We start from the raw sequence: 15,695 nt of genomic DNA on the forward strand, positions 1-15,695 counted from the left end.
CCGGGCACATTCGCGGTTGTGTGGTGCGGTAAATAGATATTTTTGGCACCTGAATTTTCGAATGCGCAGGGCTGTTTTTGTACATTCAACCAACGATTATTTGCGCTTTTGTTCACGGGACAAACGCATAAACATAGGGCCCCAATCAATGGTTTGAAGGTGTTCAAGACATGCCTGAATTGCAAGGAAGCAATCCAACAGGGCCGTCAAGTCCGACAACAAAGGAAGACAACGGGGTTCACCACCAACGGATAAAACCGCTGGTCCCCAAGGCGATTACCGAAGCACCACGGGCCAGGCTCCTGACGGCGGTGGATGTACAGCCGACGTTCCCCTCCTGGTATCTGAAAGCCCGACCGGTGGATCGCGACTATCTCAAGCAACTCATCGACGAGCGCTGGCGCCTGCAAGGGCGGCTGGACGAATTGCTCGGTGATTTGCAGCACGACATCAAGGCCTTTGCCGAGCCGTTGCTCAAAACCCTGTTGCTCTCGAACTTCAACGAGCATGGCAATCCGAATGACCTGCAATTACGCCTGTATGTGCCGAACAAAATCGCCGGTGTAATCGATACCAAGGCCAGTACTATCCGTCGCTCCACGCTGCTCGAAGCGGCGCTGCACAACTTCGAAGAGGATGAAACCCGTGATGATGCGTTTCGCAGCGGCTCCGCGGTGTTACGCAAGGACTTTCGTGGCGACCTGCACGAGATCAAGGTCATCACCCCGCAAAAAATTGCGGCGCTGTGCCGGCGCCTCGACATAGGCGGGCAATACCAGACCCACATCAAGTCATTGCTCACCCCCGCAGATCCCGATGCCGCTCGCCTGCTCAAGGAACGTTCGATCGCCAGTGACAAAGCGGCCCTCAAACTGGCGTCGATGACGGCGTATCTCAAGGGCGATATCGGCCTGCACGGTTACGCAACGGTCGGCGGAGTGATCGACGGCAAGTCTGACATCCAGTGGTATGGCCGTCCGCTGCAAAGTCATCGTTTGTCGCTGATGGGCTGCCGGATGACCGGCGTTGTGCTGTTCAGCGCGGTGGCCGAACCTACGGCGGTCAAAAAGGCCATTGATGGCCTGATGCCCGATGCCCGCAAGCAATGGCTTGATTTCTCCCAACGGACAACGTCCTCGCTACCCGATGCCTTTGATACCTTTCACCTGCTCAAGGCTTTTTTCGCCAACGGCCCGAAAGGCGTGGTGGAAGAGATGCTGCGCAAGGACGAAATCTACCGCCAGAATCGGCTGAGCGGGCATCTGATCGCCTGGGTGCCGGATGACCCGGACCATCCGCTGAAGGAATATGCCTCGCTCACCGACTTCATGAAAACGCTGATCGGCCAACTGCGTGAAAGTGATTACCAGGTTTTTTTCAGTCGTTTTGTCGCGCAGAAAGACAAGGCGGTTTTTTTCAGCCGGGTCAATGAACGCCTCAAGACCATCACCTGGCAACAGCGCGAACCGCTGGACATGGGGCCGTGGTGGCGGGAAACGCCGGTCGAAAACCCTGATGCGGAACCTGTCACTCATCTGATCAGCGACGAGCTGTGGGACCGTCTGTTTCGTGAGCGTCGCGACAAAGCCATCGCCGATGCCCGATTGATCGCGGTGCCGACCGATGACGAAGACGCCAATGCTCGCTGGAAACGCCTGAGTGGCTATCTGGACATCGCCTGGAACGTGTTCAACTTTGGCGCAATGCTGGTGCCAGTGCTGGGGCCGGCCATGCTGGGCCTGATGGCCGCGCAATTGCTGGCGGAGCTGGTCGAGGGCATCGAAGACTGGAGCAAGGGTGACGTCGAGGAGGGCGCGGCGCACATCAACAGTGTCTTGATCAACGGTGCGCAATTGGCCCTGATGTTCATGGGGCACGTGCTGCCCAAAGGCCCCGCGCCGATCAGACCATCACCCCTGATAGACAGCCTTGAACCGGTGGAACTGCCCAACGGAAAAACGCGTCTGATCAAACCCGATCATGCACCTTATGAGCACCGCCTGACGCTGCCCGAAACCGCAACGCCCAATGACCTTGGCATCATCGAGCATGACGGGCGCAACGTGCTGCCGCTCGAGGGCAAACAATTCGTGCTCCAGGAGGATCCGCTCACCGGACAGCCTCGGCTGCAACATTCCAGGCGGCCGGATGCCTATCAGCTGAACATCGAACACAACGGTGCTGGCGCCTGGCACACGGAATTCGAGAAACCGATGGAATGGGACAAGGGCAAGCTGTTGCGGCGCCTCGGTCCATCAGTGGATGGGGTCAGTGACGAAGTGCTGGATCAGGTGCGGCATGTCAGCGGTGTCGACGAAGGCGTACTACGTCGCATGCATGTCGAAAATGATCCACCGGCGCCCTTGCTCATGGACACACTGAAGCGCTTCAAGGCTTACGCGGACGCCGACAAGCTGAGTGCGCAGATCCTCAACGGCCAGGTGCCGCAGGAGCTGGCGGAACAAGTGGCAGGGTTTGTTACCGAATTGAATGGCTGGCCGCAATCCAGGGTTCTGGTGCTGGAAGCCGATACGGCTTCGGGCCGACCGTCACGGAGTTTCGGTGCGGCCGAGGCGACGCCTGAAAACACCCTCAACATTACCCGGACTGATGTTTACGAAGGCCGCCTGCCGACACGAGTGGTTGACGCCCTCAGCGAGGCGCAATTGCAGGACTGGTTCGGCAGTGAAGTTGCGAAAGAACGCTCGGCGCGTATTGCCGAGCTGCAAAAACGCATTGCCTACCAGGCGCAAGACAGCAAAAAAATGCTGTTCGATACGTTGTACGAGGCCCGGGAAACCACCGGCGATGCGCGGATAAACCTGCTGAAGCGGGATTTTCCGGAGCTGTCGAACGCCGCCGCACAAGCCCTGCTGGACGATGCCGCTGAAGCCGAGTTGTTGAAATTGACCCAAGACAGACGGATCCCGTTGCGCTTGCGCGAAATGGCGCGAGCGTCTGTGTTCGGCTTGCGTTTGAGTCGCGCCTATGAAGGGCTTTATCTGGACGAATTGAGCGATGTCGACACCGGCCGGCTGGCGCTGCATACCCTGGAAAACTGGCCGAAATGGCCAAAGGACATGCGCATCGAAGTCCGCGATTTTTCCTTAACCGGTGCACTGCAAGACCGCGTTGGTCCGGTCGATGCCTCGGTGCGCAAGGTGTTGGTATTGCGCGAGGACGGACACTATGAAACTTACGACAATAAGGGTGGCCATCTGCATGGAGCGGACGATCTGTATGGGGCATTGCTGCATGCCTTGCCCGATGCCGAGCGCAAAGCGCTGGGGTATGAGATCAATCAGGGAGCCCAACTGCGTCAGGCCGTTAAACAAGCACCGCTGTCACACGACACGTTCTCGAAAACCCTGCTGGATCACCCCATACGCAAGCCCGCTTACGACCCGCAGATTATGCGTTTGCGTGGCGGAATGCGCGCTTACAGGGTGCGCTCACAAGATCCGGATCTTCTGCGAATTCGCACAGAATCACTCTATCCAGGCCTGGATGACAGTCAGGTACAGGCGCTGCTGAACGCTTTTGGTGAGTGGGCCGACCCGCGAGTGACTGCGCTGGAAACCGAGTTCGATCGCTTCAATGATTCAATGCGTCATTGGGTCAATCAACCTATCCAATCCTGGCGTCTTACAGCCGACGGAGCCTCGGAGTGGCATTCCAGAACCGATTTCTACGCGAAACTCCGCCGCTGCTGGCAGCGCACCGGGCCGCCGGGCGTTGAGGCACCCGGCATCGTGGCGCCGCAAGCATTGAATCTGGATGGTTTCCCTCTGGGCAGGCATTTGGCGACGATGCCTGAACTGACGGTCAATTTTGATCACGTAACCGAACTCAGCCTGAACAATGTACGACTGGGTGATGAACATGTCCGATTCCTGCGGCCATTCCGGCAATTGCGGCAGTTGAGCATGGGGCAAAACAGTTTGACCTCGTTTCCTCAAGAGATCGGCAACATGCGCTGGCTGACTCATCTGATGCTCAGCAATAACAACATCTCTCTGGACAGCGCGGGGATCGCCCACCTCAGAGGACTGACCCGCTTGCGTATGTTGCGTCTGAGTAACAACCCGTTGCGCTTGCCACCTGATGTCAGTCTTATGCCCAGATTACAGGCGATTACCCTTGACCATGGCCAGCTTGATACCTGGCCCACGGGCTATCTTGGCCGCAATCGCCCGCGCAACATTTATCTGAACCTTGAGTTCAACAGGCTCACGCAAATTCCCGAAGTGGCGCCCGGTTCCTTCCGTGCGGAGTTGCTGGCGCGCACATTCTTTACGCGCGAACAGGACTGGATTTCGCCCCAGAACCTTGAGCGGGTGCGCACGTACATCGAATCGATCGGTCTGGACCCTGATCGCGCCTATCCCCCACGCGGCATACTCGACAGTTCCGAATGGGGAGAAGGGCTGAGCAACGCAGAGTGGAATACGAAACAGGAAATCTGGGACAACGTCGAAGACGAGTATGGCTCGCTGCCGTTTTTCAATAGAATCCGGCGCTTGACCGAGTCCTATGATTTCAATGCTGAAGACAAAAGTTATCGTATCGGACTCACCGCCAAAGTGTGGCGCATGCTCGAGGCTATGGCCGAAAGAACCGAGTTACGGGAAAAGCTGTTTGCCGAGGCGACCAGCACCACCAACTGTGTCGATGGCGGTACTCAGTTGTTCAATGCCATGGGCGTCGAGGTATTAGTGCACGAGGCCCGTGCATTGGCCAATCCTGGGCTGGTGGAAGCCGAGCTGCTGCAACTGGCGAGGGGCAAGTCGCGTCTGGACGAACTGGGCAGGATTGCCCGCGAGCGTGTCGCTGAGCGCTTGCGGGCCGGAGAAACCTTTTATCGCCCTGGAGTTGAAGGTGGAACCATCGATGAAGTCGAGGTGCATTTGGCTTACATGACGGATCTGGCGGAACGCCTGGATCTGCCATGGCAAGCGCGAGGCATGCAATTTCGGGCTATTTCCAAGGTGAGCAAGGAGATGATCGAGGCGGCCTGTCAACGTGTGCTGGCCCTGGAAGAAGGGGGCTTGCTGACTGAGCGGATCCTTGAGCAACCGATCTGGCAAACCTTCATGGAAACGACCTATCGGCAGGAATTCGATGCCCTCAAGCTGAGGCTGGAAAACGCTGAGGATGAAGACATATTTCAGGCCATCAAGGCGCTTGAGAAAACATTGACCCGGCAGGCTCTGGACCGAGCCAAACTGGACAAGGTGAACATCAAAATCGGTAGTTGACCCGCAAGCCCCGAACGCCTGGCGTCCGGGGCTTCTTTCATTGATCAGAACAGGAAATAGCGCTGGGCCATTGGCAAGGTTTCCGCTGGCTCACACCACAGCAACACACCGTCAGCCTTGACCTGATAGGTTTGAGGATCGACGTCGATCTCTGGCAGGTAATCGTTGTGAATCAGATCGGTTTTCTGCACGTCGCGACAACCTTTGACCACGGCGATTTTCTTTTTCAGACCCAACGCTTCGGGCAAACCGGCCTCCTGCGCCGCCTGGCTGATAAAGGTCAGGCTGGTGGCATGCAACGAGCCGCCGTAACTGGCGAACATCGGGCGGTAGTGCACCGGTTGCGGCGTCGGGATCGAAGCGTTGGCGTCGCCCATCAGGCTCGCCGCAATGGCGCCACCCTTGAGGATCAGCGTCGGTTTGACACCGAAAAATGCCGGACGCCAGAGCACCAGATCGGCCCATTTACCCACTTCCACCGAGCCCACTTCGTGGCTGATGCCGTGGGTGATCGCCGGGTTGATGGTGTATTTGGCGATGTAGCGTTTGGCGCGGAAGTTGTCGTTGCCTTCGCCATCAGCGGGCAGCGGGCCACGCTGCTTTTTCATTTTGTCGGCGGTCTGCCAGGTGCGCGTGATGACTTCACCGACGCGGCCCATGGCCTGACTGTCGGAGCTGATCATCGAGAAGGCGCCGAGGTCGTGGAGGATGTCTTCGGCGGCAATCGTTTCGCGGCGAATGCGGCTTTCGGCGAAGGCCACGTCTTCGGCAATGCTCGGGTCCAGGTGATGGCAGACCATCAGCATGTCGAGGTGTTCATCGATGGTATTGCGGGTGAACGGCCGGGTCGGGTTGGTAGAGCTCGGCAGCACGTTGGCGAAACCGCAGGCCTTGATGATGTCCGGGGCATGACCGCCGCCAGCGCCCTCGGTGTGGTAGGTGTGGATGGTGCGACCCTTGAAGGCGGCGAGGGTGGTTTCGACGAAACCCGACTCGTTGAGGGTGTCGGTATGGATCGCCACCTGCACGTCGTACTGATCGGCCACGTTCAGGCAGTTGTCGATACTCGCCGGGGTGGTGCCCCAGTCTTCGTGCAACTTCAGGCCAATGGCGCCGGCCTTGACCTGTTCGATCAACGGCTCCGGCAGGCTGGCGTTGCCCTTGCCGGTGAAGCCGATGTTCATCGGGAAGGCATCGGCGGCCTGAAGCATGCGTGCCAGGTGCCATGGCCCGGAGGTGCAAGTGGTGGCGTTGGTACCGGTGGCCGGCCCGGTGCCGCCGCCGATCATGGTGGTGACGCCGCTCATCAGCGCTTCTTCGATCTGCTGCGGGCAGATGAAGTGGATGTGGGTGTCGATGCCGCCGGCGGTGAGGATCATGCCTTCACCGGCGATTACTTCGGTGCTGGCGCCGACGGCGATGGTGACGTTGGGCTGGATGTCCGGGTTGCCGGCCTTGCCGATGGCCGCGATGCGCCCGTCCTTGAGACCGACGTCCGCCTTGACGATGCCCCAGTGATCGATGATCAGTGCGTTGGTGATCAGGGTGTCGACCACTTCCGCGGCTAGCAATTGGCTTTGGCCCTGGCCGTCGCGAATGACTTTGCCGCCGCCGAATTTCACTTCTTCGCCGTAGGTGGTGAAGTCCTGTTCCACTTCGATCCACAGCTCGGTGTCGGCCAGACGGACCTTGTCGCCGACGGTGGGGCCGAACATGTCGGCGTAGGCCTGACGGGAAATCTTCATTCGTTCGCCTTGAGATTCAATTGAATTTGAAATCGCTCGCTGCGCTCGCCATCGCGGGCAAGCCCGCTCCCACAGGGGAACGCAATCAACTGTGGGAGCGGGCTTGCCCGCGATGGGGCCAGTGCAGACACCGCATTAGTCAGAGATCACCCATGATCCGCCCGGCAAACCCGAACACCCGGCGATGCCCGGCCAGGTCTACCAGCTCGACCTCGCGGCTCTGCCCCGGTTCGAAGCGCACAGCGGTGCCGGCGGGGATGTTCAGGCGCATGCCGCGGCTGGCGGCACGGTCGAAGGTCAGGGCGTCATTGGTTTCGAAGAAGTGATAATGCGAGCCGACCTGAATCGGCCGGTCGCCGCTGTTGGCCACCTTCAGGCTGAGGGTGCGACGGCCAGCGTTGAGTTCGATGTCGCCGGGCCGGATCTGGTATTCACCGGGAATCATCAATGAGCTCCTTGGAGAATCTTGTAGTAAAGGGCGGTCGGTTTGTACTGGCCGTTGGGGTCGCAGGCGTAGTCGGGGATTTCGCCAGCGCGGGTGTAACCCATCGCCTTGTAGAAGTCTTCGGCGGGGGAGCCGGCCTCGGTGTCGAGGTAGAGCATGCCGCGCTTGTGTTGGCGGGCTGCAAGCTCAAGGGCATGCATCATCTGCTGGCCCAGACCGCGACGACGGGCATGTTCACGCACCAGCAGTTTCTGCACTTCGGCGCGGTTCAACCCATTGGCTTTCTGGCACAACGTCAGTTGCACGCTGGCCTGCACCTGTTCGTCCTTGACCACCACCCAGAGCAGCACGTTGCCTTTGTTCAGGTTCTCCTGGACTTCATCGAAATAGGCGCGAGCCTGTGTCGCGTCCAGATCCGCCATGAACCCGACGCTGGCGCCATAGCCGACGGCGTCGAGCAGCAAATCAATCAAACCCTGACGATAGTGCGCAAAGCTTTCAACATTGACGCGGCGCAGTTGGGCGGCGTTCATGGGTATCACTCCTTGTGGGGACCAGGTGGCATTGCGCCCGGGTCGAGGATCAGTTGCATGAAGGTCAGGTCCAGCCAGCGGCCGAACTTGGTACCCACCTGTGGCATTTGGCCGGTGACGACGAAACCGACCCGGTCATGCAGCCGAATCGAGGCGCCGTTACCGCTTTCGATGGCGGCGACCATCACGTGTTTGTTGCAGCCTTTGGCGCGTTCGATCAGCGCTTCCATCAGTTGCGGCCCGAGGCCATTGCCCCGCTGGTCGTTGCGCACATACACCGAGTGCTCGACCGTGTGGCGGAACCCGTCGAATGGGCGCCAGTCACCGAATGAAGCGTAGCCGAGTACGCTGTTGTCGCCGTCGACGATCACCAGGATCGGATAACCCTGGTCTTGTCGGGCGCTGAACCAGGCTTGGCGGTTGCCCAGGTCCACGGCCTGTTCGTTCCAGATCGCCGTGGTGCTCCGCACGGCGTCGTTGTAAATGTCACGGATCGCTGGCAGGTCGGCGAGCAGCGCATCGCGGATGTGGTAAGTCATGGCGCGGCCTCAGGCGATCGGTTGGTGAACGGTGACCAGTTTGGTGCCGTCGGGAAACGTCGCTTCGACCTGGATCTCCGGGATCATTTCCGGGATGCCTTCCATCACTTGTTCGCGGCTGAGCAGGGTGGTGCCGTAATGCATCAGCTCGGCCACGGTCTGGCCGTCACGCGCGCCTTCGAGCAGCGCCGCGGAAATATAGGCCATGGCCTCCGGGTAATTGAGCTTCACGCCGCGAGCCAAACGCCGCTCGGCCACGAGGCCGGCGGTGAAGATCAGCAGCTTGTCTTTTTCGCGTGGGGTCAGGTCCATTGTTTGGAATCCATCTGGGCAGATAAAAAGGTATTCGGATCTGTGAACGCGTTACCTGTGGGAGCGAGCCTGCTCGCGATGAGGTCATCACATCCGGCGAAGATGTTGACTGTACGATTGCTATCGCGAGCAGGCTCGCTCCCACAGAAAAGCATTCAGGTGCTCCATATTCTGGGCGGGACGGCTTCTCGGCCAAGTAATGCAGGCCTGAGCAATCGCCACAAATCAATCAACCAACCACGTGCCAACAGCGCTTCACTGGCCAGGCATCGGGCGACTAAAAGCCCCGGCAGCTGCGTCAGATCTCCGCGTACGTCATTGGGCAGCGAGCGGCACTTCTCCAGCAATTCGCTATCAATTTCACCCGTCACCAGCAACGTCGCAAACACCGGTTGGCCATCCAGCCCTATTGGCGAGTCCAGCAAACCATCGTTCCCGACAATGCGCTGGCGTTCGTGCCAGAGCAACTGGCCGTCGCGGCGGATATCCAGGTGCGCCTGAAAGTGCCCGAGGTCGAAGCGCTCGCCACTGGCCGGGCGTCCCAGGGCCACCACGTCCCAGTAGAACAACCGCGCATCGCCCTCAAGGTCGATACTGGTACTGAGTTCCGCCTGAGCGTCGCTGAAGATAATCGTCTCTTGCGGCAGCCACTCCAACGTAGCACCGGCGGCCACGCGCAGGTCGAGTTTCTGATAAGCCGGCCCAGCCGCGCGATACCACTTGGCGGCGCCGGGGCTGGTGATTTGCGCCCAGGCGTGCGTACCGACGCAGGCCGAGATGTCCAGCCGATCACCACCGGCAATCCCGCCCGGCGGGTGGACGATGATGTGCTGACACACCTCGGGACCTTCGGCGTACAAATGCTTCTGCACTCGCAGCGGGCCTTTGTGGCGACGCTGCACCGGGCGTGTGCTGTCGCCGAAACGGGCGTAGCCGAGTTCCAGTTCGGCATGCCAGCTGGGGGTGAACAGCGTGATGGGGGCAGGTAAATTCATGATTTCTAATTATCGTCAGGAGGCTGCAGGTTAGATCGTAACCAGTCCACGGACACCTTCGGCTTCCATATTTTCGCCGCGACCCTGCTGCACGATCTCACCCCGGGACATCACCAAGTACTGATCGGCCAGTTCGGCGGCAAAATCGTAGAACTGCTCCACCAGCAAAATCGCCATGTCGCCGCGCGCTGCAAGCTGCTTGATCACCGCGCCGATTTCCTTGATCACCGACGGCTGAATGCCTTCGGTGGGTTCGTCGAGAATCAATAGCCGTGGACGACTGGCCAGCGCCCGGCCGATCGCCAGTTGTTGCTGCTGACCACCGGACAAGTCACCGCCACGCCGTTGTTTCATTTGCAGCAGCACCGGGAACAGCTCGTAAATGAACGCGGGTACTTCTTTGGCTTCGGAGCCCGGAAACCGCGACAGGCCCATCAGCAGGTTTTCTTCCACGGTCAGTCGGCCAAAGATTTCCCGGCCCTGAGGCACGTAAGCGATACCGGCATGCACCCGTTGGTGCGGCTTGAACGTGGTGATCGGTTTGCCTTCCCAGTTCACCGCGCCTTCCTTGGCCGGCAGCAAACCCATCAGGCATTTGAGCAGGGTGGTCTTGCCCACGCCGTTGCGCCCGAGCAGGCAGGTGACTTCGCCGACCTTCACCTCAAACGTCAGGCCCCGCAGGATGTGACTACCGCCGTAGTACTGGTGCAGCTTGTCGACTTGCAGCATGTTCAAAATTCCTTCTGTTCCACACAGAACCCTGTGGGAGCTGGCTTGCCTGCGATGGCGGTGTGTCACTCAACAAAGATGTTGGATGTGCAGGCCTCATCGCGGGCAAGCCCGCTCCCACAGGTTTTGTATTTGCAGGTCTAACGACCGAGGTACACCTCGATCACCCGCTCATTGTCCTGCACCTGTTCCAGCGACCCTTCGGCCAGCACGCTGCCCTGGTGCAACACGGTGACGTGGTCGGCGATCGAGCCGACGAAGCCCATGTCGTGTTCCACCACCATCAGTGAGTGCTTGCCCGCCAGGCTCTTGAACAGTTCGGCAGTGAATTCGGTTTCGGCGTCGGTCATGCCCGCCACGGGTTCGTCGAGCAGCAACAATTGCGGGTCCTGCATCAGCAGCATGCCGATTTCCAGAAACTGTTTCTGACCGTGGGACAACAGACCGGCCGGGCGATTGACCGAGGCGGTCAGGCGAATGGTTTCCAGAACTTCAGCGATGCGATCTTTCTGCTCGCCACTGAGACGAGCCCGCAGGCTGGCCCATACCGACTTGTCGGTTTTCTGCGCCAACTCCAGGTTTTCGAACACGCTCAAGGCTTCGAATACCGTCGGCTTCTGGAACTTGCGGCCGATACCGGCCTGAGCAATCTGCACTTCACTCATCTGCGTCAGATCAAGGGTTTCACCGAACCAGGCTTTGCCATGGCTCGGGCGAGTCTTGCCGGTAATCACGTCCATCAACGTGGTCTTGCCCGCGCCGTTGGGGCCGATGATGCAGCGCAATTCGCCGACGCCGATGTACAGGTTCAGATCGTTCAACGCCTTGAAACCATCGAAGCTGACGCTGATGTCTTCCAGGGTCAGGATGGTGCCGTGTCGTGTATTCAGACCTTTGCCGGCGCTCTGACCGAGGCCGATGGCATCGCGGCTGCTGCCGGCGTCCCTGTTGGGCTCCAGCGGCGGAAAAAAGGCCGGTTCGAGCATGAATTCAGCCGTCGCAGTCACTCTCATTGCTCACCCCTTTTCTTCAGCAAGCCAATCACGCCTTTGGGCAGGTACAACGTCACGACAATGAACAGCGCGCCGAGGAAGAACAGCCAGTATTCCGGAAACGCCACGGTGAACCAGCTCTTCATGCCGTTGACCACGCCGGCGCCGAGCAGCGGACCGATCAGCGTGCCGCGACCACCCAGCGCCACCCACACGGCGGCTTCGATGGAGTTGGTCGGCGACATTTCACTTGGGTTGATGATCCCGACTTGCGGCACATACAGCGCGCCGGCCAAGCCACACAACACCGCGCTCAACACCCAGACAAACAGCTTGAAACCGCGTGGGTCGTAGCCGCAAAACATCAGACGGTTTTCCGCATCCCGCAACGCAGTCAGCACCCGGCCGAACTTGCTTTGCGCCAGCCGCCAGCCAATAAACAGGCTCGCCACCAGCAACAGCACCGTGGCGAAAAACAGCACCGCGCGAGTACCCGGCTCAGTGATGCCAAATCCGAGAATGGTGCGGAAGTTGGTGAAGCCGTTGTTGCCGCCAAACCCGGTTTCGTTGCGAAAAAACAGCAGCATTCCGGCGAAGGTCAGGGCTTGGGTCATGATCGAGAAATACACGCCCTTGATCCGCGAACGGAAGGCGAAGAAACCGAACACCAACGCCAGCAGGCCCGGCGCCAACACCACCAGGCACAGGGTCCAGAGGAAGCTGCTGGTGCCGGTCCAGAACCACGGCATTTCGGTCCACGACAGGAACGTCATGAACGCTGGCAAGCCGTCCCCCGAAGCCTGACGCATCAGGTACATGCCCATGGCATAACCGCCGAGGGCGAAGAACAGACCGTGACCCAGCGACAACAGGCCGGCGTAACCCCAGACCAGATCGAGGGCCAGGGCGACGATGGCGTAACAAAGGATTTTGCCCACCAGCGTCAGGGTGTAGGCCGAGACGTGAAAAACACTGATGGGCGATAACAGCGACAGCAGCGGCAACGCCAGCAGCAAAACAAGGATTACCGCGCCAACAGCGAGGGTTACTTTTGGGCCGGCCTTTTGTGTGGCCGTGAGCATCAGAGGCTGGTTCATCAGTCGATCACCCGTCCTTTCAGTGCGAAGAGGCCTTGCGGACGTTTCTGGATGAACAGAATGATCAGCGCGAGGATCAGGATCTTGCCCAGCACCGCACCGATCTGCGGTTCCAGAATTTTGTTGGCGATGCCCAGGCCGAACGCGGCGAGCACGCTACCGGCCAACTGACCGACGCCGCCGAGTACCACCACCAGGAACGAATCAATGATGTAGCTCTGGCCAAGGTCCGGGCCGACGTTGCCGATCTGGCTGAGCGCCACGCCGCCGAGGCCAGCGATGCCGGAGCCGAGGCCGAAGGCGAGCATGTCGACGCGCCCGGTCGGCACGCCGCAGCAGGCGGCCATGTTGCGGTTCTGGGTGACGGCGCGCACGTTCAAACCGAGGCGAGTCTTGTTCAGCAGCAGCCAGGTCAGCACCACCACAAACAAGGCGAACGCGATGATCACGATGCGGTTGTACGGCAGCACCAGATTCGGCAGCACCTGAATCCCGCCCGACAACCACGCCGGGTTGGCCACTTCAACGTTCTGCGCGCCGAACACCAGGCGCACCAATTGAATCAGCATCAGGCTGATGCCCCAGGTGGCGAGCAGGGTTTCCAATGGGCGACCGTAGAGATGACGAATCACCGTGCGTTCCAGCGCCATGCCGATCCCGGCGGTTACAAAAAACGCTACCGGCAGGGCAATCAGCGGGTAGAACTCGATGGCCTGCGGGGCGAAGCGCTGGAACATCAGCTGCACCACGTACGTCGAGTAAGCGCCGAGCATCAACATCTCGCCGTGGGCCATGTTGATTACGCCGAGCAGGCCGAATGTAATTGCAAGACCCAACGCCGCCAGCAGCAGAATCGAACCAAGGGACATGCCGCTGAAGGCTTGGCCGAGCATCTCGCCGATCAGCAGTTTGCGTTTGACCTGGGCCAGGCTGGTTTCGGTGGCGGTGCGCACATTGGCATCGGCTTCGACGCCGGGTTCCAGCAACCCTTCGAGGCGGGTGCGGGCCAGCGGGTCGCCGGTTTCACCGAGCAGACGCACCGCGGCGAGGCGTACGGCCGGGTCGGTATCGACCAGTTGCAGGTTGGCCAGCGCCAGGCTCAGGGCGGCGTGAACGGTTTGGTCTTTTTCGCCAGCCAGTTGCTGGTCGAGGAATTTAAGCTGCGCGGGTTTTGCGCTTTTCTGTAATTGCTGTGCGGCGGCCAAGCGAACTTTGGCGTCGGCGGCGAGCAACTGGTGGCTGGCCAAAGCGGTGTCGATCAGACCGCGCAGGCGGTTGTTCAGGCGCAGGGTTTTTGGCTGACCCTCGATGGTCAACTCACCTTGTTGCAGGGCGTTGATCAGTTCGATACGAGCCGGATCGGGCTGCGCGGCCCAGGCTTCCAGCAGTTTTGCTTGTTGCACGGGATTGGCTGCGACGAAGTCTTCGGCGTCGCCGGCGTGGGTGGCCATTGGCAACAAAAGTGCGATGGCGAGAATGAGGCGGTAAAGGGCGGTGGGCATAGAAAGTCGCCTTGCGCGGACATTGTGGGAGCTGGCTTGCCTGCGATGGCATCACCTCGGTACATCAGATACACCGAGTTGTCTGCATCGCAGGCAAGCCAGCTCCCACAGGAGTTGTGTCGGGCTCGAGCTCCATGCTCAAGCCCCAATGGCTTAGTTGCTCTTCACCGCATAATCCGGCTTCTTGTCGTTACCCGAGATGAACGGGCTCCACGGCTGGGCGCGGATCGGCCCTTCGGTCTGCCACACCACGTTGAACTGACCGTCGGCCTGAATCTCGCCGATCATCACTGGCTTGTGCAGGTGGTGGTTGGTTTTGTCCATGGTCAGGGTGTAGCCGGACGGCGCGGCGAAGGTCTGGCCGGCCAGGGCTTCGCGGACTTTGTTGACGTCGGTGGACTTGGCTTTCTCGGCCGCTTGCGCCCACATATGGATACCGACATAGGTGGCTTCCATCGGGTCGTTGGTCACTGCTTTGTCAGCGCCCGGCAGGTTGTGTTTCTTGGCGTAGGCTTTCCAGTCGGCGACGAACTTCTGGTTCTGCGGGTTCTCGACCGACTCGAAGTAGTTCCACGCCGCGAGGTTGCCCACCAGCGGTTTGGTGTCGATGCCGCGCAGTTCTTCTTCGCCCACGGAGAACGCGACGACCGGAACGTCGGTGGCTTTCAGGCCCTGGTTGGCCAGCTCTTTATAGAACGGCACGTTGGAGTCGCCGTTGACGGTGGAGATGACCGCAGTTTTGCCACCGGCGGAGAATTTTTTGATGTTGGCCACGATGGTCTGGTAATCGCTGTGGCCGAACGGGGTGTAGACCTCTTCGATGTCCTTGTCGGCCACACCTTTGGAGTGCAGGAACGAACGCAGAATCTTGTTGGTGGTGCGCGGGTAAACGTAGTCGGTGCCGAGCAGGAAGTAACGCTTGGCGCTGCCGCCTTCTTCGCTCATCAGGTATTCCACCGCTGGAATCGCCTGCTGGTTGGGCGCCGCGCCGGTGTAGAACACGTTCGGCGACATCTCTTCGCCTTCGTACTGCACCGGGTAGAACAGCAAGCCGTTGAGCTCTTCGAACACCGGCAGCACCGATTTACGCGACACTGACGTCCAGCAACCGAACACCACCGCCACCTTGTCCTGAGTCAGCAACTGCCGGCCCTTTTCGGCGAACAGCGGCCAGTTCGATGCAGGGTCGACGACCACGGGTTCAAGCATCTTGCCGTTCACGCCACCCTTGGCGTTGATTTCGTCGATGGTCATCAACGCCATGTCTTTGAGCGAGGTTTCGGAGATCGCCATGGTGCCGGACAACGAATGCAGAATACCGACCTTGATGGTCTCGGCGGCCTGGACCGTCCAGGCCATGCCCATCGCGGCAATGCTTGCCGATAGTGTGAAAGCCTTGATCAAACTGCGACGCTTCATTGTGCGATCTCCATGAACGTTAAAGTTTTTTATGGTTGGCAGATGCGGACGACTGAAGGGTCTTTAGCAAGGGCTGTGCCCGGTCGGGGAAGGGCAAGAAAATGTCGTATTAGAGCGGTTGCGCGGGTT

12 protein-coding genes are annotated in these 15,695 nt (G+C 59.7%); 1 reads left to right on the forward strand and 11 read right to left on the reverse strand.

What is annotated here, in order from left to right:
* Nucleotides 1-170: 170 nt before the first annotated feature.
* Nucleotides 171-5,258 (forward strand): NEL-type E3 ubiquitin ligase domain-containing protein, encoded by a 5,088-nt coding sequence (locus tag ACZ3HH_RS05475; protein ID WP_465803251.1) that lies wholly within the window; start codon nucleotides 171-173, stop codon nucleotides 5,256-5,258.
* A 44-nt stretch (nucleotides 5,259-5,302) separates the two neighbouring features.
* Here ACZ3HH_RS05475 and ureC read toward each other — a convergent pair whose 3' ends face one another.
* From ureC to urtA, 11 genes are all read right to left on the reverse strand, one after another.
* Nucleotides 5,303-7,003: an urease subunit alpha gene (gene ureC / locus ACZ3HH_RS05480; protein WP_237887017.1), complete on the reverse strand. Its 1,701-nt coding sequence runs from the start codon at nucleotides 7,001-7,003 to the stop codon at nucleotides 5,303-5,305.
* Nucleotides 7,004-7,142: 139 nt separating this feature from the next.
* Nucleotides 7,143-7,448 (reverse strand): urease subunit beta, encoded by a 306-nt coding sequence (locus tag ACZ3HH_RS05485; RefSeq protein ID WP_465803253.1) that lies wholly within the window; start codon nucleotides 7,446-7,448, stop codon nucleotides 7,143-7,145.
* A complete protein-coding gene (locus ACZ3HH_RS05490; protein WP_123358641.1) occupies nucleotides 7,448-7,981 on the reverse strand; it encodes a GNAT family N-acetyltransferase in 534 nt (177 codons plus the stop codon). Before ACZ3HH_RS05490 ends, ACZ3HH_RS05485 begins: the two co-directional genes overlap by 1 nt.
* A gap of 5 nt (nucleotides 7,982-7,986) precedes the next feature.
* Entirely contained in the window at nucleotides 7,987-8,520 is a 534-nt protein-coding gene (locus ACZ3HH_RS05495) for a GNAT family N-acetyltransferase (RefSeq protein WP_465803256.1), read from the reverse strand.
* Nucleotides 8,521-8,529: 9 nt separating this feature from the next.
* Nucleotides 8,530-8,832, reverse strand: a complete 303-nt coding sequence (ureA, locus tag ACZ3HH_RS05500; protein WP_007937143.1) for an urease subunit gamma — start codon at nucleotides 8,830-8,832, stop codon at nucleotides 8,530-8,532.
* A 155-nt stretch (nucleotides 8,833-8,987) separates the two neighbouring features.
* Nucleotides 8,988-9,827 (reverse strand): urease accessory protein UreD, encoded by an 840-nt coding sequence (locus ACZ3HH_RS05505; RefSeq protein ID WP_465803258.1) that lies wholly within the window; start codon nucleotides 9,825-9,827, stop codon nucleotides 8,988-8,990.
* Nucleotides 9,828-9,857: 30 nt separating this feature from the next.
* Entirely contained in the window at nucleotides 9,858-10,556 is a 699-nt protein-coding gene (gene urtE / locus ACZ3HH_RS05510; protein WP_007907370.1) for an urea ABC transporter ATP-binding subunit UrtE, read from the reverse strand.
* Nucleotides 10,557-10,696: 140 nt separating this feature from the next.
* Nucleotides 10,697-11,569 (reverse strand): urea ABC transporter ATP-binding protein UrtD, encoded by an 873-nt coding sequence (gene urtD, locus ACZ3HH_RS05515; protein ID WP_048396166.1) that lies wholly within the window; start codon nucleotides 11,567-11,569, stop codon nucleotides 10,697-10,699.
* The gene (gene urtC, locus ACZ3HH_RS05520) at nucleotides 11,566-12,645 is read right to left on the reverse strand and encodes an urea ABC transporter permease subunit UrtC (protein WP_465803261.1); all 1,080 of its coding nucleotides are present in this window, start codon (nucleotides 12,643-12,645) and stop codon (nucleotides 11,566-11,568) included. The genes urtD and urtC overlap by 4 nt, the downstream gene beginning before the upstream one ends.
* On the reverse strand, nucleotides 12,645-14,147 hold the full coding sequence (urtB, locus tag ACZ3HH_RS05525; protein WP_465803263.1) for an urea ABC transporter permease subunit UrtB: 1,503 nt from the start codon (nucleotides 14,145-14,147) through the stop codon (nucleotides 12,645-12,647). Before urtB ends, urtC begins: the two co-directional genes overlap by 1 nt.
* A 153-nt stretch (nucleotides 14,148-14,300) precedes the next feature.
* Nucleotides 14,301-15,566 (reverse strand): urea ABC transporter substrate-binding protein, encoded by a 1,266-nt coding sequence (urtA, locus tag ACZ3HH_RS05530; RefSeq protein WP_465803265.1) that lies wholly within the window; start codon nucleotides 15,564-15,566, stop codon nucleotides 14,301-14,303.
* Between the last annotated feature and the right edge of the window lie 129 nt (nucleotides 15,567-15,695).

The organism is Pseudomonas sp. PME37.24/025 (assembly GCF_055556615.1).